This window comes from Nocardiopsis sp. KDC1DS13DA1 (assembly GCF_055632325.1).
On the sequence record NZ_JBVMUY010000017.1, the window covers coordinates 68,281 to 85,718 of the forward strand.

Consider the following 17,438-nt stretch of genomic DNA (forward strand, 5'->3'; position numbering starts at 1 on the left):
TCCTCCCCCGGGCACCGGACGGGGCGGGGTGGGGGATCACCCTGACCCCTCCCGGAATTCGTCCCCCGATCCCCGTGCCGCGAGGCGACGCGTGGGTAGGCTGGCGGTGTGACTGTGATCGACTGGGACGTAGCCGTCAACACCGGTGTCCGCCTCGTCCGCCCGGGGCCGCAGGTGGACCTCTCCGACGCACGGCAGGCCGTGGCGCAGTTGCGCGAGCTTTCCAACGTGGCCGCCGGGCACGTGCGCGACTTCACCGGGATGAACCCCCTCGAACCCACCGGACCGGCGGTCATCGTCGACCGCCCCGGCTGGATCAAGGCCAACGTCGACGGGTTCCGGGTGGTGCTCGAACCCGTCCTGGAGCAGATGAGCTCCGAGCGGCTGAACAACGGCACCGCCGCTGCCCTGACCTCGGCGGTCGGGTCCCGGGTCACCGGGGTCCAGCTCGGCGCCGTGCTCGCCTACCTGGCGGGGAAGGTCCTCGGCCAGTACGAACTCTTCCTGCCGCCCGACCCGAGCGGCCACGCGCCGACCGGCCGCCTGACCCTGGTGGCGCCCAACATCGTCAACACCGAACGCGAAATGGACGTCGATCCCCGCGACTTCCGCCTGTGGGTGTGCCTGCACGAGGAGACCCACCGCATGCAGTTCACGGCCACGCCGTGGCTGCGCTCGCACGTGCAGGAACTGATGCGCGAGCTCCTGCTGTCGTCGGAGATGGACGCCGCCGACCTCATCGGACGGCTGCGCTCCGCCGGCGAGGCCGTCGCCGACGCCGTGCGCGGTGGCGACGCCAGCCTCATCACCGCCTTCCAGACCCCCGAACAGGGCCAGATCATGGACCGCATCACCGCGGTCATGAGTCTGGCCGAGGGGCACGGCGACTACGTCATGGACGCCGTGGGCCCGGAGGTCGTGCCGAGTGTGGAGCGGATCCGCGCCCGTTTCCAGAAGCGACGCGAGGCCGTCAACCCGCTCGACCGGATCATGCGCCAGCTGCTGGGCATGGACCTCAAGATGCGCCAGTACGAGGAGGGCGCCGCGTTCGTCCGCGCCGTGGTCGCCGAGGTCGGCATGGCCGAGTTCAACAAGGTGTGGACCTCGCGCGAGACCCTGCCCACCCTGGCCGAGATCCGCGACCCGAACGCGTGGATCGACCGGGTCGTGCGCCCCGCGGCAATCGCGGAGTGAGTGGCCCTCCCCCCGCCGTGGCCGCCGTCCGTTCGGCGGTCCGGCGGGTCCTGGCCGACCTTCCGTCCGACACCACCGTCCTGGTGGCGTGCAGCGGCGGCGCCGACTCCCTCGCCCTGGCCGGGGCCCTCGCCTTCGAGGCACCGCGTATGCGCAGGGCCGCGGGGGCGGTCACCGTGGACCACGGTCTCCAGGAGGGCTCCGCCGAGCGCGCCGAGTCCGTCGCCGGTGTCCTGCGCGGTCTGGGACTGTCCCCCGTCTCCGTGCGGACGGTGCGGGTCGCGGGCACGGGCGGCCCCGAGGCCGCCGCCCGGCGCGCCCGCTACGCGGCCCTGGACGCGGCGGCGGCCGAGCACGCGCCCGCGGTGGTGCTGCTCGCCCACACACTGGACGACCAGGCCGAGACCGTACTGCTCGGGCTCGCACGCGGCTCCGGTGCCCGCTCCCTGTCCGGCATGGCGCCCCGCAACGGCCACCACCTGCGCCCCCTCCTGGACCTGGACCGCGCCACCGTCCGCGCGGCCTGTGACCGGATGGGCCTGGCCGCCTGGGAGGACCCGCACAACGCCGACCCCCGCTACGCCCGCTCACGCGTGCGCCACGAGGCGCTGCCCGCCCTGGAGCGGGCCCTGGGGCCGGGGATCGCGGCCGCTCTGGCGCGGACGGCCGCGATGCTGCGGGCCGACGCCGACGCGCTCGACGGCATGGCCGGGGACCTGTACACCGCCTCCAGCGCCGGAGAGGGCGCGGCGGCCCCCCGCGCCCCCGGCGACACGGGTCCACCGGACACCCCCGGGCCGGCGGCGGGACCGGAGCTGCGGGTCGGCCCGTTGGCCGAGGCTCCGACGGCGCTGCGCACCCGGGTGCTGCGCCGCGCCGCCCTCGCCGCGGGCTGTCCCGCCAGCGCGCTGACCGCCCGCCACGTCCGGGAGGTCGAACGGCTGGTCACGGAGTGGCGTGGGCAGGCCCACATCGACCTTCCGGGCGGAATCCGGGCGCGCCGCGTCGCCGGGAGCCTGCGGTTCGGGCGCTGATCGGCCCCGTCGTGCGTCCCGCGGTTCCCGGGCGGGTGGCGCCGCCGCCTCGTTGACCACGTTTATCCTGGTTGCCGCAAACGGGGAACCCAGCAGCGAGGACAGTGAGCGTGGACGCCAAAGACATGGGTCGGGATCTGGAGAAGGTCCTGGTCACCGAGGAAGAGATCAATACGCGCCTTGCGGAGCTGGGTGAGCGGATCGACGCGGACTACGCGGGCAAGGACCTCCTGATCGTCGGGGTCCTCAAGGGCGCCGTCATGGTCATGGCCGACCTGGCGCGGACACTGCACACGCCCGTGTCCATGGACTGGATGGCGGTCTCCTCCTACGGGGCCGGGACCACCTCCTCCGGCGTGGTGCGCATCCTCAAGGACCTGGAGACCGACATCAAGGACCGTGACGTCCTCATCGTCGAGGACGTCATCGACTCCGGGCTGACCCTGTCCTGGCTGGTGGGCAACCTCAAGTCGCGCGGCCCCCGTTCGGTCGAGGTCTGCACGATGGTCCGCAAGCCGCTGGCCTTCGAGGTCGACCTCGAGGTCAAGTACATCGGTTTCGACCTGCCCAACGAGTTCATCGTCGGCTACGGCCTGGACTACGCGGAGAAGTACCGCAACCTGCCGTTCATCGGCACCCTCGCCCCGCACGTCTACGAGAACTGAGAACCCGGGGTTGTGAGCGCCACGGCGGCCCGGGGCGAACCCGGGCCGAGGTGACGCGCAAGGCCCGGAGCGAACGCGGGCCGAAGCGCGGCGGAGGCCCACGGCCAACCCGTGACGAACACTGCTCGGGAACAACGGAACGGGGCTTCGTCGTTGCTTCGGTGACGGCTCCGCTCCGGGTGCCCGAGCGGTGTGCTCGCTCGGCAGAGCGAGGTGTACCGTCGAATATCCCGGCGTCATCGCAGGGAGCACGTGTCCGATTGGTCCTGCTTCGGAAAGTCCTCTGGGGCGGGGCGGCCTGGTCAGGAGGGACGGACCCGACAGGGTTCCGCTCACATGAATCTGAAGCGTTTTTTCCGCGGCCCGTGGATATGGATCCTGGCCGTCGCCGTCATGCTCGTCATCGGCTTCCGTGTGTTCGACATCGGGGGCGGGCCCCAACCGGAACAGGCCGACATCTCCACCGTGTACCAGCTCATCGAGCGGGACCAGGTGGAGAGCGCGGAGATCATCGACCGTGACCAGCGCATCCTGCTGACCACCACGGACGACGAGATCCTGGAGGCCTACTGGGTCGAGGGCCAGGGGGCCGAGCTCGGCACCCTGCTCCAGGAGAACGCCGACGCCGAGGGCGGCAACCTACAGGACTACAGCGTCTCGGTCGCCACGACCCCGATCTGGACCACCGCCCTGTTCAGCCTGCTCCCGCTGATCATCATCATCGCCATCTTCTGGTTCATCTTCAGCCAGATGCAGGGCGGCGGGTCGCGCGTGATGAACTTCGGCAAGTCCAAGGCCAAGCTCATCACCAAGGACACCCCGAAGAACACCTTCGCCGACGTCGCCGGGGCCGACGAGGCCATCGAGGAACTCCACGAGATCAAGGAGTTCCTCCAGAACCCGGCCAAGTTCCAGGCCATGGGCGCCAAGATCCCCAAGGGCGTGCTCCTGATGGGCCCGCCCGGAACCGGTAAGACCCTGCTGGCCCGCGCCGTCGCCGGTGAGGCCGGGGTGCCGTTCTACTCCATCTCCGGCTCGGACTTCGTCGAGATGTTCGTCGGTGTCGGCGCCTCCCGGGTGCGCGACCTGTTCGAGCAGGCCAAGGCGAACGCGCCCGCGATCATCTTCATCGACGAGATCGACGCCGTCGGCCGCCACCGCGGCGCCGGTATGGGCGGCGGCCACGACGAGCGCGAGCAGACCCTCAACCAGATGCTGGTCGAGATGGACGGCTTCGACGTCAAGGGCGGTGTCATCCTCATCGCCGCGACCAACCGCCCGGACATCCTCGATCCTGCGCTGCTGCGCCCGGGCCGGTTCGACCGGCAGGTCGTCGTCGACCGCCCGGACATGGACGGCCGCCGCGACATCCTCAAGGTCCACTCCAAGGGCAAGCCGATGGCCGACGACGTCGACTTCAACGTCATCGCCCGCCAGACCGCCGGGATGACCGGCGCCGACCTGGCCAACGTCATCAACGAGGGCGCGCTGCTGTCCGCCCGCGCGGACGCCACGGTGATCACCCACGCCATCCTGGAGGAGGCGATCGAGCGGGTCATGGCCGGTCCCGAGCGCAAGACCCGCGTCATGTCCGACCGGGAGAAGAAGGTCATCGCCTACCACGAGGGCGGCCACGCCCTGGTGGGCCACGCGCTGCCCAACGCCGACCCCGTGCACAAGATCACGATCCTGCCGCGCGGCAGGGCGCTCGGCTACACCATGTCGGTGCCGACCGAGGACAAGTTCCTCACGTCCCGCTCCCAGATGATGGACCAGCTGGCCATGATGCTCGGCGGCCGGGCCGCGGAGGAGCTGGTCTTCCACGAGCCCACGACCGGCGCGGGCAACGACATCGACAAGGCGACCTCGCTCGCCCGCAACATGGTCACCGAGTACGGCATGAGCGAGCGGCTGGGCGCCCGCAAGTTCGGCTCCGCCAGCACCGAGCCCTTCCTGGGCCGGGAGATGGCGCACGCCCGCGAGTACTCCGAGGAGATCGCCTCCATCATCGACGAGGAGGTGCGCCGCCTCATCGAGTCCGCGCACGACGAGGCCTACGAGGTCCTCGTCGAGTACCGGGACGTCCTGGACGACCTGGTGGTGGCGCTGCTGGAGAAGGAGACGCTCACCAAGGCGCAGGTGCTGGAGATCTTCGCCCCGGTGACCAAGCGTCCGTCGCGCGGCTCCTACACCGGTTACGGCAAGCGCCAGCCCTCCGAGCGGCCCCCGGTGCTGTCCAAGAAGGAGCTGACCGACCTCAACGGCACCGAGGTGCAGGGCTCGGCCACCAACGGCCAGCTGCCCAGCCCCGCCACCAACAGGATCGAGGGGGACCAGGCGTGAGCGACGTCTTCGACGAGGATCGCCCGCCCAGATCCGTCGACCGGCTGCGCATCGAGCGCGCCGTGCGCGAGATCCTCATCGCGATCGGCGAGGACCCCGACCGCGACGGTCTGGTCAAGACGCCCGAGCGGGTCGCCCGGGCCTACGAGGAGCAGTTCTCCGGCCTCGGCCAGAAGCCCGGCGACGTGCTCACCACGGTCTTCGAGGCCGACCACGAGGAACTGGTCCTGGTCAAGGACATCGAGCTGTACTCCACGTGCGAGCACCACCTGGTGCCGTTCTACGGGGTCGCGCACGTGGGCTACATCCCCGGCGCGGACGGCCGGATCACCGGCCTGAGCAAGCTCGCCCGCCTGGTGGACGTCTACGCGCGCCGCCCGCAGGTGCAGGAGCGCCTCACCGGTCAGGTGTCGGACGCCATCATGGACCACCTCCAGCCGCGCGGCGTGATCGTCGTCGTCGAGGCCGAGCACCTGTGCATGACCATGCGCGGGGTGCGCAAGCCCGGCGCCAAGACGGTCACCTCGGCGGTACGCGGGATCTTCCGCAGCAGTGACCGCACCAGGTCGGAGGCGATGAGCCTCATCCTGGACCGCCGCTGACCCGGAGCCGCCCCCGATCCGCGGCTCCGACCACGTCAGGCCCCGGTATCCGACCATCACGGTCGGATACCGGGGCTTCGCGCGCGGCAGGGCCTGTGCCCCCCGGGGCGCTCCCTGAGCGTAGGGTGATCCTTATGGGGCCGAAACAGACAGTTCCGGGCCTGCCCGACTTCGGGCGGTGCCTGGTGATGGGCGTCGTGAACGTCACGCCCGACTCCTTCTCCGACGGCGGCGAGTGGTTCGACCCCGACCGCGCGATCGAGCACGGTCTGCGCCTGGTCGAGGAGGGCGCGGACATCGTCGACGTCGGCGGTGAGTCCACGCGTCCGGGAGCGCAGCGCGTCACCGCGGCGGAGGAGATGCGCCGGGTCGACCCGGTCGTACGGGAGCTGGCGTCGCGCGGTGTCGCCGTCAGCGTGGACACCATGCGCGCCGAGGTGGCCGAGCGGGCCGTCGAGGCGGGAGCGGTCCTGGTCAACGACGTCAGCGGGGGTCTCGCCGACCCGGCCATGGCCCGACTCGTGGCCTCTTCCGGCGTTGCGTACGTGTTGATGCACTGGCGTGGGCATAGTCATGACATGCAGAGCCGTGCCGTGTACACGGATGTCGTCCAGGAGGTCCTCGATGAGCTCCGCGACCGTATGGAGGCCATGATCAGTGCAGGTGTCGACCCGGGCCAGATCGTCCTGGACCCGGGGTTGGGATTCTCCAAACGACCCGAGCAGGCGCACAACTGGGCGCTGCTCCAGCACCTCGAACGGTTCCACGAACTGGGCCGCCCGGTACTCGTGGCGGGATCCCGCAAGCGTTTCCTGAGCCGACTGCTCGGCGACGCCAAGGGCACCGACCGCCCCTTCGTCGACTGCGACGCCGCGACCGCCGCGGTCACCACCCTGGCGGCCGACCGGGGGGCCTGGGCCGTGCGCGTACACGACGTGCGCCCCAACGCCGACGCGGTGCGCGTGGCCGCCGCCTGGTCCGACGGCGGCGCCCGTCTGGACGGGGGACGTGCCGAGGCGCTGGACCGGGGTGGCCTGTGAAGTCGCGCCAGGAGGTCATGGAGCGCGTGGCCGAGGCCAACGCGCAGTTCTACAGCGCCATCGAGAACGGCGACATCGACCTGATGCGCAGCGTGTGGGCCGAGGAGCACGAGGCCCCCGACCTGGTGTGCGTGAACCCGGGCTGGCCGCTGCTGCGCGGGCGCGCCGAGATCATGCGGGCGTGGTCGCTCATCATGGCCAACGTCACCTACATCCAGTACGTGCTGACCGAGACGCACATCGGCGTCGGCGGGGACATCGCCATGGTCACCTGCGAGGAGAACGTGCTGACCGCCGAGGACGACAGCCCCGGTTTCGTCGCCGGGGGCAAGGTGGTGACCACCAACCTCTTCGTCGACACCGAACAGGGGTGGCGGCTGTGGTCGCACCACGCCTCGCCCGTCCTCATGGACGACGAGGGGGAGGACGAGGCCTGATGGCGGACCGCATCGCGCTGCGCGGGCTCCGGGCGCGCGGCTACCACGGCGTGTTCGACTTCGAGCGCCGCGAGGGGCAGGACTTCGTGGTCGACGCGGTGCTCCGGCTGGACACCGCCCCGGCGGCGGCCAGTGACGACGTCGGTGACACCGTGCACTACGGGCTGCTCGCCGAGCGGCTGGTGGAGATCGTCCGGGGCGAACCGGTCAACCTGATCGAGACGCTCGCCGAGCGGCTGGCCGTCGAGTGCCTGGCCGAGCCCCTCGTCCGGGAGGTGGAGCTGACGGTGCACAAGCCCTCCGCGCCCATCCCGCACGAGTTCGCCGACGTCGCGGTGACCGTCACGCGGAGCCGGGAGGCGCGGTCGTGACGCGCGCGGTGCTGGCGCTGGGGTCGAACATGGGCGACCGGATGGCGACCCTCCAGGGCGCGGTGGACCACCTCCTGGCCGGGGAGGGCGCGCCGCGGCCGGTGGCGGTGTCGCCCGTGTACGAGACCGCCCCGGTGGGCGGCCCCGAACAGGGTGCCTTCCTCAACGCGGTACTGGTGGTGGACGCCGACGGCGAGCCGACTGACCTGCTGCGGCGTGCGCAGGCGGCCGAACGGGCCTTCGACCGGGTGCGCGAGGTCCGCTGGGGGCCCCGCACACTCGACGTGGACGTCATCGCCTTCGGGGAGGTGCGCGACGGCGACCCGGACCTGACCCTGCCGCACCCGCGCGCCCACCTGAGGGCGTTCGTGCTGCGGCCGTGGCTCGACGCGGAGCCCGCAGCGGTGCTGCCCGGACACGGCGCGGTGGAGGACGTCCTGGCCGCGGTGCTGGCGGCCGACGCGGCGGGGGAGCAGGAGCTGCGCCGCCGCGAGGACCTCCGGCTGCGGCTCCCCGAGGGATCGGACGGCTGATGGCCGAGGAGCACGAGGGAAGGCTCCAGCCGACGGGGTGGCGCGTCCCCGTGCTGCTGACGGTGGTCGGCGCCCTCCTGGGGTGGCTGGTCACCGGGGCGGTCGACGTCCTTCCGCCGCTGCCGTGGTCGGCGATCCCGACCCTGCTCCTGCTGGCGTTCGCCGAGGCGTTCACCGCGCGCCGGACGCGTCGGCGGATCCGCCGGGCTCCGGGGACGGAGCCGATCCAGCCGCTCAGTGCCGCCCGGCTGGTCGCGTTGGCCAAGGCCAGCGCCCTGTTCGCGGCGCTTGCGGCGGGTTTCTTCCTGGGCGTGGCGCTCGCGGTGCTCGACACGCTCGTGTTGCCCAGCCACCGCGAGCTGTTCGCCACGGCTCTGGGCACGGCGGCCTCCAGCGGGTTGCTGCTGGGTGCCGCGCTGTGGCTGGAGTCGGCCTGCCGGGTGCCCGAGGACGGCAACGGTGACGACGACCCGTCCGGACGCGCCTGAGGACCGGCTGTCCCGTGTGGGGCGGTTCCTTACTCCACCCCACACGGTGCTCCCCGGTCAGTCCGCGAACACGAAGGGGCGCAGCCCGCCCGGCACCGCGGCGGGGTCGACGTCGAAGGCCGCCCACACGCACGTGCCGAGGTCGGCCCAGGGGGCGAGCCGGACGTGGCCCCACCCCCGGGTGAGGTTCTCCAGCGGGAGAAGGCCGCGCTGACCCTCGGCCCGGTCCCACGCGTCACCGGTGCGCTCTCTGGGCACGCGGGGGACGCCGCCCCCACCGCCCGAGTCGCTGAACGACAGCCGCAGGGTGCGCCCGTCGGGCATGGACAGGCCCCGGATGACCTCGCCGTACAGCCGGTCCGGGTCGGTGTGCCTGGCGCAGTTCGCTGGCGCAGAGCCGGAGGGTGTCGACCGGGTCGGAACCGAACCCGGCCAGGTCGCGGGCCAGGTGCCTGCGCACCTGCGCGAGTTCGGACAGTTCGCCCCGGTAGACGCGGGGCTCCCAGAACACGAGCGGACGGGGTCGCCTCATCATCGTCGTGGTCACGCGACCCCCTCACGACCCTGACCGCCGCGCTGGGCGTGCCAGGCGCGCACGAGGTCGGCGAGCTCGTCGAACTCACCGGGGACGCGCGCCACCGGGGCCGCGAGCAGGTCGCCCTCCGGGGCCTGGCGCGGGGCGGGAATCCGCGGGGCCGCGTGTTTGGGCGTGTAGGCGCTCGCGCGCCTGGTGGGGGGTGTGGCGGCGCTGCCCGGCCGGGTGGTGCGGGCGCGCAGGCGGCGGGCGGGGTGGGCCCGGGCGCGGGCGAGTTCGCGTTCGAAGGCCACGTAGTAGGGGCGCACGGGGGCGGTCCTGTCGGCGCGCACGCGCTCGGCGGGAGGGGAGAACCGGGGTGCCGGGTGGGGAGCGGGCGCTTCCCGGGCCTCGGTCGGCGCGCTGACCTGCGCGGGAACGGGAGGCGGGGTGTAGCGGCGGACCCGGGTGGAGCGGCGGCGCCGGGCCGGGTGGCGGCCGCACGCGGGGGAGAGGAGGGTCTTGAGGGTCTCCAGGGCAGACCTGAGGACCGCACGGCTAAACTGAGCCATGTCGGCAATCCTTCTTCAAAGGTTCGAGTTGCTGACCACGACCCCGGGCGCCTAACTAGCGTCGCGGGGTCTTCGGCGTATGGAGTTGTGGTTTCGGAAAGAAGATTAGGGCACGCGGGGAGTGGAGGCGAACTTTTCTGCGAACTGGATCGGAAAAACTTCATGACCGCACGCATAGGTCCAGCTCAGAACGTTCCTGAGAATGGGCCAGGGTCATCTATCTGTATTGTTAGAACTATCCTCTTGGTCCGAATTGAAATGATCTGTGCAGTGCTCTCGGGCGCGGCGAAGGGGAGGCGCCCGGTGGGAGTACCGTCCCCGGGCGCGTGATCACCAGCCTCGGGTAACGGTTTGCCCGAGGCGGCCGAGGATGAGGGCGCGAACGGGTGCCTCGCCCGCACAGCGGCGAGGACCCCAACCACGCAACACCTACAGCGGCGGCTTCGAATCCCGCGCCTCATGCATCCACGCCAGCGAAGACCGCTCCATCGCAGCCTTCGCCAACCGCTGAGCCGCACCCGTCTTCAACGCCGCCAGAGACGAATCCACCCACGCCTGCGTGTCCGTGCCCTGCTCCTGATACTCCACCGCCTGCAACAGGCACTCCAGCTTGTCGGCGTCCTTCGCGCACGCCGACTCCGGAGATTCCTTCGCTTCGTACTCGGCCACGGCACCGCTGACCATGTCACCCACCACCTCAGGCAGATCCGTGACCTGGTCGGCGGTCACCGACTCGGGCGGTGCCGCCTTTAGATACCGCTTCCCGATGTAGGGCACGTCCATCGTGCGGGTCTCCTGCGTGTCATGGAACAACGCCAGGAACGCCGCCCGCTCCGGGTTCGCTCCCTCCATCGACGCGAGTACCGCCGCGACGACCGCCGTCCGGTGCGAGTGGTCCGCGATCGACTCCGTATCGGGGACCCCGGCGATCACCCAACCGGTGCGCTTGTACCGCTTGAGCAGGCCGATCTCGTACAGGAAATCCACGGTGGGGGTGTCCTGCCCGTCTGCCATAGGGGGTCCCTTCTACCTCCGGTGGGTCATCCTGCCGCCCACACCCTGACACCTACACTGCCCCCATGGCGAAAACCCTCTATCTCGTCGTCTCCGGCGCGCCCGCCCCCGAAGGCGTGCCCAATCTCGTGCGTCGACTCCACAGCGACGGCTACACGGTGGTGTGCCTTTCCACTCCCCTCGGCGCGAGGTTCCATGACCCTGACGAACTGGAAAAACTGACCGGCGAATCTGTCCGGGTCGAGTACCGGATGCCCGGCACCGGCAAGAGCCTTCCACCCGCCGACCTTGTCGTGGCCTGCCCGCTCACCTTCAACAGCGTGAACAAGTTCGCCAACGGCCATGCCGACAACTTCGCGATCGGGCTTCTGTGCGAAATGGTCGGCTACGGCGTTCCAACTGTCGTCGTCCCCCACTGCAAACCCCAGCTCGCCACGCACCCGGCGTTCCAAAGGTCACTCGACACCCTCAGAGGTATCCCCGCCGTCACACTCGTCTACGACCACGACGCCCCCTACGAGTCCCGTCTCCCCACCTGGGAACACCTACACACGACCATCCGCGTTCTCTAGATCGGAGGCCCGGTGTGGACGCAGCCACCAGGGGCCAGATCATTCGGCGCCACCGTAAACGGCGAGGCTATTCCCAAACCGTCCTCGCTGGGCTCGTCGGACGGTCCGAATCGTGGTTGTCGCAGGTCGAGAGGGGGAAACTGTCCGTGGACTCCCACGACGTCCTCACTCGACTCTCGGACGTGCTCCGGCTACCCCTGGCTGAGCTGACTGGCAGCGAATCCGAGGCTCCTCCGATGCGCTACACCGCGGTTGATGCCATCGAGCGCGCCATGATGCGGTATACGCCCCTGGAAACCATCGTCGCCGAGACCGGAGACGATGCCCTCATCGACGTGGCGCGCTTGCGCGACGAAGCGAATCGCACCTACGCGGCTTACCAAGCAACGAGGTACGCCGAAGTCGGACGCCGCCTACCCCGTCTCATCCGTGATGTCGAAGCCGCCACACGCGGTCGAGGTGCCGACCGTCCCTCCGTCTGTTCGGTCCGGGCGATGGTGTACAACACCACCGCCGCCGTGCTCCGCCGTGTGGGTGCCCGTGATCTGGCGTGGCAGGCCGCCGACCGGGCCATGTCCGCATCCGAATGGGCCGACGAAACCCTCCTCGCCGCCGTCGGCGCATACCGGTTGGCCTACGTGTTCATCTCCCGAGGCCGCCCCGGTGAAGCCGCCGAACTGGCGATGGGTGCGTCGACCGCTCTGGAACGCCGGATGTGCCCCGGGACTCCTGAGGAGCTGTCGGTGTACGGCGGACTCCAACTGGCGGCGGCGACGGCGGCAGCGGCTGAGTTCGACAAAGCGGCACTCCCCCGTTTTCTCCGCCAAGCCCAACGCGCCGCCGACCGTCTCGGGCGTGACGGGAACCTGCACGGGACAGCGTTCGGTCCGACGAACGTCGCCATCCACACCATCAGCACCTCCGTGAAGGTGGGAGACGCCAAAGCGGCCGTGGTCGCTGGGGAAGCCCTCAACGTCGAATCCCTTCCCACCGGGCTCGTCGGTCGTCGTGCGCAGGTGTGCCTCGACGTCGCTCGCGCCTACACCCAAACCCGCCAGGACGCGGCAGCGGTGAACACGCTCCTCGATGCCGAGCAGATCGCGCCAGAGCTGGTACGGCACGATCCGGACACCGCACAGGTGATCTCTGAACTGCTGCGGCGTGAACACCGCAGGTCGACACCAGAGCTACGTCCACTGGCTCAGCGCGCCGGGGTCGCTTGAAACTGCCCGCAGGATTCTGCGGATCTTTTACCTTCCAGCGGCTGCGAACCTCTGCCGGTCGCCGCCCCTACGGTCATCTCACCGCGACATCCCCGAGGTGAGGCTGATGACCTGTCAACGCGTGGAGCCACCCAACGCGCCGCCGGTGGAGAACGAGCGCGACCCCCGCGTCGCCGCGTTCCGCCGGGACTTCCCCGGATGGACGGCGTGGGAGGTCGACGGCTCCTGGCGAGCCCTGCGCGTCGACGGCCGCGACGGACTGGTCGGCCTGACCGCCGCCTCTCTCACCGAACTCCGGTTGAGGCTCACCGAAGCACTGTGGGTCGCTTCATGAGCGCCAAGACCGACCTCGCGCGTCTTCGGGCCGAGTACGGGGACCGGTACTGGATCTGGTGCACCGGGCGCACCTGGATCGCCACCGACCGGGACCCGCACACGACCACCGAACCGACGCTGATGGCGGACACCCCGGCAGAGCTCGCGAAGAAAGTGGCCGACCCGGGGCCGCGCGTCGGCATGCCGTTCCCGCCTGGGGTGTACAGGGTCGATCCGCAGGCGGCCCCGATCGTCCCCGCGCCGCGCACCCCCTACTCCCGCCCATGAAAGGCACCACGACGATGACCGCCGAGCACGACTCCGCTCCGGACACCGGAACTCTCATGACGCCGAAGGAGGTCGCCGCCCTCTTCCGGGTCCACGCCAGCACCGTCGTCCGCTGGGCCGGGAGGGTCACCTGACCAGCCTCGCGACGCCGACCGGCCGCCATCGCCTCACCGCCGAACATGTCCACGCCCTCCTCATCTGGGAGGCCCGCACCGGTATCGAGCTCCCCTGACCCGCCCACGAACGACCAGGAGCCATCCGTGCCCCACACACCCCGGCAGGACCACCTGTCCCTTCCCCGACGCGTCCGCCGCTCCGCGCCGTCCGCGCCCGTAAGCACTCTCGCGGTCCACCCGTACGGCCGAGCGGACACCACCGGCACCGACGACGTGTCGGACCTGGCCGGGGCCGTCCGGAGCCTCCTCCACCACCGCCCGGACCTGGGCCACCCCACCCCTCTGCTCATCACCGAACTGCTGGCGGCTCTGACCGAGGTCCACCGGCTCGCCGTATCCATCGACGCCGCCGACGAGGCCGCCGACATCGCCCGTCTCGTCGGCACTCTCCGCTGCACCCCGGCGTGACGTTCACGTCCCGCGCGGAATCGGTGACGGCCAGCGACACGCGCTGGGAGAACCGCCGGGCCGACCGATGCCGAACGTCCGGCGGGTCGGGCAGGGGGGACGCTCGGGGCGGCGCCGCCCATGATCCGGCCGGGAACCCTCACAGAAGGAACGGCCCGTCGCCCGACACCGGAATCCCCGGGGCGGGGGACATGCCCACCGGGTCGTGGCGCGGGCCGTTTGCCCGCTGATGGTTGACTGGCCCCGTGGACACCAGTGACCCGGCCCCGACGCCGAACCCGCCCGGCCCGTCCCGGCCCGACCACCCGCTCGCGGCGGCGTTCGCCCCGCCCGAGGGCATGTCCTGGACGCGTGTGTCACCCGCCCTGGCCCTGTACCGCAGGCTGGTGGTGGGCGCCCTGTGCGTGGTCGGGGGAGTGGTCGCCGCGACCCTGGCGTACGTGTGGGCCGGACCCGGATGGGCGGCGGCAGCGGGCGGCGCCGCCCTGGCAGCCCTCGCCGTCGCCTGGTTCCTGGCGGGGCGGTTCCGGCGGTCGTGGGGCTACGCGGAGGGGACGGGGGAGCTCTACCTCACCTACGGCGTGTTCCTCCGCCAGCTGGTCGTGGTGCCCTACGGCCGGATGCAGGTCGTGGACGTGACCGCCGACCTGCTGGAGCAGGCTCTGGGGATCGCCACCGTGCGGCTGCGCACGGCGGCGAGTACGGCCGACACCCGCGTGGTCGGCCTCCCGCTGGCCGACGCGGTGGAACTGCGCGCCCGTCTCGCGGCGCGCAGCGAGAGCTTCTCGACGGGGTTGTAGTGGACGGATCGAGCCAGTTCCCCCAGCACACCCAGCGGACGCCCGCGTGGCAGCGGGGAGCGGCCCCGCCGCCCGGTCCTCCCCACCCGCCGGGAGGACCCCAGCCCCCGCCCGCGGGATCCCCTCCGCCGGGGGGACCCGTTCCCGGAGGGCCGGTTCCCGGTCCCCACCCGCGGCCGGCCGGTCCCGTCCCGGGCGCGCTCCCGCGCGGACCCGCCCTGATGCCGCCGTCCGTGGCGTACCCGCCGCCGCCGGTGCGGCGCCCCCGTCCGGAGGACGACGTCACCAGCGGGGAGTTCCGGTCGCACTGGTCGATCGTCCCCCTGCGGGTCGTCGCGGTCACCCTGGTGTTCGTGGCGCTGGTGGGTCCCATCCTGGTCACGTTCGGCTTCGTGTGGGTGGTGCTTCTGGCGTTCGCGGTCGTTTTCGGCACGGTGGCCTACGCCCTGCCCGCGTGGTGGTACGGAACCTTCGGTCTGCGTGAGGACCACCTGGTCGTGCACAGCGGGCTGGTGATGCGCGGGTCGCGGGAGGTTCCGCTGAGCCGCCTCCAGGCGGTGGACGTCGTCCAGCCGCTGCTGATGCAGGTGTTCGGCCTGGCCGAGCTGCGGATCGAACTCGCGGGTGGGGACCGGACCGCGATCCGGCTGCCGTGTCTGCGCAGGACGCTGGCTGAGCGCCTCAGGGCCGCCGTGCTCGCGCACGCCGCCGGACTGCCCGGGCGCTCCCCGGAGGCGCCCGAGTGGCCGTTCTACCGCCTGCCCTTCCCCCTGCTGCTGGGCGCGCTGACCTTCCGGGCGCCGGTCCTGTTCTCCTTCGTCGCCCTGCTCCTGCTGGCCGCGGCGGGCGTGATGCTGGCCGAGCCCGGCGTCCTGGGCGCGCTCATCCCGCTGGTCCTGGGTCTGATCCGCTACTTCTGGGGACCGCTGGCGCGGTACACGGACTACTACGCGTCGCTGTCCTCCGACGGCCTGCGGCTGCGCTACGGGATGTTCCAGCGCCGGATGCAGACCGTTCCCCCGGGGCGGGTCCAGGCGGTGCGCGTCGTGGAGCCGATGCTGTGGCGGGTCCTGGGCGTGGCGCGCGTGGAGGCCAACGTGGCCGGGTACGCGGGCGCCCGTCAGGGGGACTCGGCGACACTGCTCCCGGTGGCGCCGCGCCGACTGGCCTTCTCCCTGGTCAACGAGGTGTTCGGGGGAGCCGATCCGGCACGGGTGCCGCTCGTGCCGAACCGGAGGCGGGCACCGCGGCTGGCGGGGGCGGACGGGCACCTGTTCGTCACCGTGCGCGGCCTGTTCGGTCGGGTGACGGACATCGTCCCCGCGGAGCGCATGCAGGCCCTGCGGCTGACCGCGGGCCCCCTGGCCCGGTTCACGGGCCGGGTGTCGCTGGACGTCGACATCCCGCCGGGGCCCGCGGACGCGAGGGCCACCGGCAGGACGGCCGCGGAGGGCCGCGGTCTCCTGGACTCGCTGGTGGGGTCCGCCCGCCGCGCGCTGGTACCGGAGGCGGGTACCGAGCGGTGGGCGACGAGGTCGACGGAGGGGCCGACGGAGGGGGCCCGTGACACTCCCGGGACGTGATTGTGTGATGCGTCACATGAGGCGGGGGATGTGCTCCGGATTGCCGACTGCATGTCCGACATGTCTGCTCACTCGGTGTGATAGTTCCAGGTGAGGGTCGCGCCGCATCTCGTTGTTCTGGTCGTGCGCGGCGGTCGAGTATGGCTAAATGGTCTTCGAACACGGGGAGTGTTCACAGTCATACACATCGTCAATGATTTGGCCCGGTTGGCGCCCCCAGTCAGCCGGCCAGTGGGAGAAACCATGCTGAAGAAGGCTCTCGCCGCCAGTGCCGTCACCGCCGCCGCTGCCGGTGTCCTGTTCGCCGGTGCTCCGGCCATGGCCGACGACAACATCTTCACCTCGGGTAACGGGAGCATCCTCGGTGGCAACCAGCTCGTGGCGGACCTGAACGTCCCCATCAACGTCTGCGGCAACGCGATCGGCATCCTCGGCGTCGCGGGCGCCAGCTGCGTCGGCTCCGACGCCAAGGTCATGGAGTAGCCGCGTAGCGAGCCGGATCGCGGTTGAAGCGGCCTGGCCGGTCGGGGGTGTCCACCCGGGAGACGTCCCGGGTGATCCGGTCCGGTCAGGTTCCAGAGCGACACGCTCGGGGCGCCATCCCACCAGGGTGGCGCCCTTTCGCGTGTTTGGACCCTCCCGGGCGTGGGGCGGTCGGCCGCAACCCGGTTTGGTGCACAGCTGGAATTCCGGCGAACCGTGACGCTGTGCGCATGTGCGGCCCGGTGATGCGCCGCCTTTGTCCCGATCGAACCCGAGGCGCGGTACTACGCAGTGTGAACAATGGCGTGTATCTCGTGATAACTCCAGCTCAAGGCGGGTGAATCGGGGTTCGCCAGGGGTAACTTCATCACCAGCGCCCCCAGGGTGCTCCGGAAGAACACCGACGGTCCGGCTGGTCCCCCCGGTCGGACACAGAAGGAGACACGTAGTGCTCAAGAAGACGTTCGTCACCGCCGCCGTGGCCCTCGCCTCCGCCGGGGTCCTCCTCACCGCGGCACCGGCGGCGGCCCACGCGGGTGCCTGGACCTCCGGCACCGGCGGCAACGTCAGCGGGAACATCGCCTACATCAACGGCATCGACAACGTCAACGCCGGCTGCGGCAACTCCAACGCCGTCCTCGGCCAGTCCCTGGCGTCCTGCTACAACTCCGGTGTGATCATCCAGGGCTGAGCCCGCCGCGGGCCGTCGTCCGGACGGCGGCCTCCCGCGGTCCCCGGCCCGGCCCGGGGAACACGGACACGACGCCCCGGCGGGGGCGGGCA

Annotated in this window: 22 protein-coding genes and 1 pseudogene; 20 read left to right on the forward strand and 3 right to left on the reverse strand. The window is 71.2% G+C overall.

Annotation, left to right across the window (positions count from 1 at the left end; translation table 11 throughout):
• Window positions 1-114 precede the first annotated feature (114 nt).
• The 10 genes from ACTVAJ_RS12230 to ACTVAJ_RS12275 all read left to right on the forward strand — a co-directional run bounded on the left by ACTVAJ_RS12230 (window position 115) and on the right by ACTVAJ_RS12275 (window position 8,707).
• On the forward strand, window positions 115-1,194 hold the full coding sequence (locus ACTVAJ_RS12230) for a zinc-dependent metalloprotease (RefSeq protein WP_470388488.1): 1,080 nt from the start codon (window positions 115-117) through the stop codon (window positions 1,192-1,194).
• A complete protein-coding gene (tilS, locus tag ACTVAJ_RS12235) occupies window positions 1,191-2,228 on the forward strand; it encodes a tRNA lysidine(34) synthetase TilS (RefSeq protein ID WP_470388246.1) in 1,038 nt (345 codons plus the stop codon). Before ACTVAJ_RS12230 ends, tilS begins: the two co-directional genes overlap by 4 nt.
• A gap of 110 nt (window positions 2,229-2,338) precedes the next feature.
• Window positions 2,339-2,893: a hypoxanthine phosphoribosyltransferase gene (gene hpt, locus ACTVAJ_RS12240; protein WP_470388247.1), complete on the forward strand. Its 555-nt coding sequence runs from the start codon at window positions 2,339-2,341 to the stop codon at window positions 2,891-2,893.
• A 336-nt stretch (window positions 2,894-3,229) separates the two neighbouring features.
• Window positions 3,230-5,236: an ATP-dependent zinc metalloprotease FtsH gene (gene ftsH / locus ACTVAJ_RS12245; protein ID WP_470388248.1), complete on the forward strand. Its 2,007-nt coding sequence runs from the start codon at window positions 3,230-3,232 to the stop codon at window positions 5,234-5,236.
• Window positions 5,233-5,838 (forward strand): GTP cyclohydrolase I FolE, encoded by a 606-nt coding sequence (gene folE / locus ACTVAJ_RS12250; protein ID WP_470388249.1) that lies wholly within the window; start codon window positions 5,233-5,235, stop codon window positions 5,836-5,838. Before ftsH ends, folE begins: the two co-directional genes overlap by 4 nt.
• A gap of 134 nt (window positions 5,839-5,972) precedes the next feature.
• A complete protein-coding gene (gene folP, locus ACTVAJ_RS12255; RefSeq protein ID WP_470388250.1) occupies window positions 5,973-6,878 on the forward strand; it encodes a dihydropteroate synthase in 906 nt (301 codons plus the stop codon).
• Window positions 6,875-7,315 carry a nuclear transport factor 2 family protein gene (locus ACTVAJ_RS12260; RefSeq protein WP_470388251.1) on the forward strand — a complete coding sequence of 147 codons (441 nt, stop codon included), beginning with the start codon at window positions 6,875-6,877 and terminating at the stop codon, window positions 7,313-7,315. The genes folP and ACTVAJ_RS12260 overlap by 4 nt, the downstream gene beginning before the upstream one ends.
• A complete protein-coding gene (gene folB / locus ACTVAJ_RS12265; RefSeq protein ID WP_470388252.1) occupies window positions 7,315-7,686 on the forward strand; it encodes a dihydroneopterin aldolase in 372 nt (123 codons plus the stop codon). Before ACTVAJ_RS12260 ends, folB begins: the two co-directional genes overlap by 1 nt.
• Complete coding sequence (gene folK / locus ACTVAJ_RS12270) at window positions 7,683-8,219, forward strand: 2-amino-4-hydroxy-6-hydroxymethyldihydropteridine diphosphokinase (RefSeq protein WP_470388253.1); 537 nt, start codon at window positions 7,683-7,685, stop codon at window positions 8,217-8,219. The genes folB and folK overlap by 4 nt, the downstream gene beginning before the upstream one ends.
• Complete coding sequence (locus ACTVAJ_RS12275; RefSeq protein WP_470388254.1) at window positions 8,219-8,707, forward strand: DUF3180 domain-containing protein; 489 nt, start codon at window positions 8,219-8,221, stop codon at window positions 8,705-8,707. Before folK ends, ACTVAJ_RS12275 begins: the two co-directional genes overlap by 1 nt.
• A gap of 57 nt (window positions 8,708-8,764) precedes the next feature.
• On the opposite strand, the pseudogene ACTVAJ_RS12280 reads toward ACTVAJ_RS12275, so the two are convergent.
• From ACTVAJ_RS12280 to ACTVAJ_RS12290, 3 genes and pseudogenes are all read right to left on the reverse strand, one after another.
• Window positions 8,765-9,242 (reverse strand): annotated as a pseudogene (locus ACTVAJ_RS12280) (ATP-binding protein).
• Between the two features lie 8 nt (window positions 9,243-9,250).
• On the reverse strand, window positions 9,251-9,793 hold the full coding sequence (locus ACTVAJ_RS12285) for a hypothetical protein (RefSeq protein WP_470388255.1): 543 nt from the start codon (window positions 9,791-9,793) through the stop codon (window positions 9,251-9,253).
• A 429-nt stretch (window positions 9,794-10,222) separates the two neighbouring features.
• Complete coding sequence (locus ACTVAJ_RS12290; protein WP_470388256.1) at window positions 10,223-10,807, reverse strand: HD domain-containing protein; 585 nt, start codon at window positions 10,805-10,807, stop codon at window positions 10,223-10,225.
• Between the two features lie 65 nt (window positions 10,808-10,872).
• Here ACTVAJ_RS12290 and ACTVAJ_RS12295 point away from each other — a divergent pair, with 65 nt between their 5' ends.
• The 10 genes from ACTVAJ_RS12295 (at window position 10,873) to ACTVAJ_RS12340 (ending at window position 17,346) form a co-directional block, all read left to right on the forward strand.
• Window positions 10,873-11,379: a flavoprotein gene (locus ACTVAJ_RS12295; protein WP_470388257.1), complete on the forward strand. Its 507-nt coding sequence runs from the start codon at window positions 10,873-10,875 to the stop codon at window positions 11,377-11,379.
• Window positions 11,380-11,393: 14 nt separating this feature from the next.
• Entirely contained in the window at window positions 11,394-12,602 is a 1,209-nt protein-coding gene (locus tag ACTVAJ_RS12300; protein WP_470388258.1) for a helix-turn-helix domain-containing protein, read from the forward strand.
• A gap of 106 nt (window positions 12,603-12,708) precedes the next feature.
• Complete coding sequence (locus ACTVAJ_RS12305; protein WP_470388259.1) at window positions 12,709-12,936, forward strand: hypothetical protein; 228 nt, start codon at window positions 12,709-12,711, stop codon at window positions 12,934-12,936.
• Entirely contained in the window at window positions 12,933-13,205 is a 273-nt protein-coding gene (locus ACTVAJ_RS12310) for a hypothetical protein (RefSeq protein WP_470388260.1), read from the forward strand. The genes ACTVAJ_RS12305 and ACTVAJ_RS12310 overlap by 4 nt, the downstream gene beginning before the upstream one ends.
• Window positions 13,202-13,339, forward strand: a complete 138-nt coding sequence (locus ACTVAJ_RS12315; protein ID WP_470388261.1) for a hypothetical protein — start codon at window positions 13,202-13,204, stop codon at window positions 13,337-13,339. Before ACTVAJ_RS12310 ends, ACTVAJ_RS12315 begins: the two co-directional genes overlap by 4 nt.
• 126 nt (window positions 13,340-13,465) lie before the next feature.
• Window positions 13,466-13,789, forward strand: a complete 324-nt coding sequence (locus tag ACTVAJ_RS12320; RefSeq protein ID WP_470388262.1) for a hypothetical protein — start codon at window positions 13,466-13,468, stop codon at window positions 13,787-13,789.
• 245 nt (window positions 13,790-14,034) lie between these two features.
• On the forward strand, window positions 14,035-14,589 hold the full coding sequence (locus tag ACTVAJ_RS12325; protein ID WP_470388263.1) for a PH domain-containing protein: 555 nt from the start codon (window positions 14,035-14,037) through the stop codon (window positions 14,587-14,589).
• A 221-nt stretch (window positions 14,590-14,810) separates the two neighbouring features.
• Entirely contained in the window at window positions 14,811-16,172 is a 1,362-nt protein-coding gene (locus tag ACTVAJ_RS12330) for a PH domain-containing protein (RefSeq protein WP_470388264.1), read from the forward strand.
• A 243-nt stretch (window positions 16,173-16,415) separates the two neighbouring features.
• Window positions 16,416-16,655, forward strand: coding sequence for a DUF320 domain-containing protein (locus ACTVAJ_RS12335; protein ID WP_470388265.1), 240 nt, complete (start codon window positions 16,416-16,418; stop codon window positions 16,653-16,655).
• Between the two features lie 448 nt (window positions 16,656-17,103).
• Complete coding sequence (locus ACTVAJ_RS12340) at window positions 17,104-17,346, forward strand: hypothetical protein (protein WP_470388266.1); 243 nt, start codon at window positions 17,104-17,106, stop codon at window positions 17,344-17,346.
• Window positions 17,347-17,438 lie beyond the last annotated feature (92 nt).

What these genes read in the sequence shown, in the direction of transcription:
- ftsH (WP_470388248.1), top strand. Translation starts at nt 3,230, where the DNA reads ATGAATCTGAAGCGTTTTTTCCGCGGCCCGTGGATATGGATCCTGGCC.
- folP (WP_470388250.1), top strand. Translation starts at nt 5,973, where the DNA reads ATGGGGCCGAAACAGACAGTTCCGGGCCTGCCCGACTTCGGGCGGTGC.
- folB (WP_470388252.1), top strand. Translation starts at nt 7,315, where the DNA reads ATGGCGGACCGCATCGCGCTGCGCGGGCTCCGGGCGCGCGGCTACCAC.
- ACTVAJ_RS12275 (WP_470388254.1), top strand. Translation starts at nt 8,219, where the DNA reads ATGGCCGAGGAGCACGAGGGAAGGCTCCAGCCGACGGGGTGGCGCGTC.
- ACTVAJ_RS12285 (WP_470388255.1), bottom strand. Translation starts at nt 9,793, where the DNA reads ATGGCTCAGTTTAGCCGTGCGGTCCTCAGGTCTGCCCTGGAGACCCTC.
- ACTVAJ_RS12290 (WP_470388256.1), bottom strand. Translation starts at nt 10,807, where the DNA reads ATGGCAGACGGGCAGGACACCCCCACCGTGGATTTCCTGTACGAGATC.
- ACTVAJ_RS12295 (WP_470388257.1), top strand. Translation starts at nt 10,873, where the DNA reads ATGGCGAAAACCCTCTATCTCGTCGTCTCCGGCGCGCCCGCCCCCGAA.
- ACTVAJ_RS12305 (WP_470388259.1), top strand. Translation starts at nt 12,709, where the DNA reads ATGACCTGTCAACGCGTGGAGCCACCCAACGCGCCGCCGGTGGAGAAC.
- ACTVAJ_RS12310 (WP_470388260.1), top strand. Translation starts at nt 12,933, where the DNA reads ATGAGCGCCAAGACCGACCTCGCGCGTCTTCGGGCCGAGTACGGGGAC.
- ACTVAJ_RS12315 (WP_470388261.1), top strand. Translation starts at nt 13,202, where the DNA reads ATGAAAGGCACCACGACGATGACCGCCGAGCACGACTCCGCTCCGGAC.
- ACTVAJ_RS12330 (WP_470388264.1), top strand. Translation starts at nt 14,811, where the DNA reads ATGCCGCCGTCCGTGGCGTACCCGCCGCCGCCGGTGCGGCGCCCCCGT.
- ACTVAJ_RS12335 (WP_470388265.1), top strand. Translation starts at nt 16,416, where the DNA reads ATGCTGAAGAAGGCTCTCGCCGCCAGTGCCGTCACCGCCGCCGCTGCC.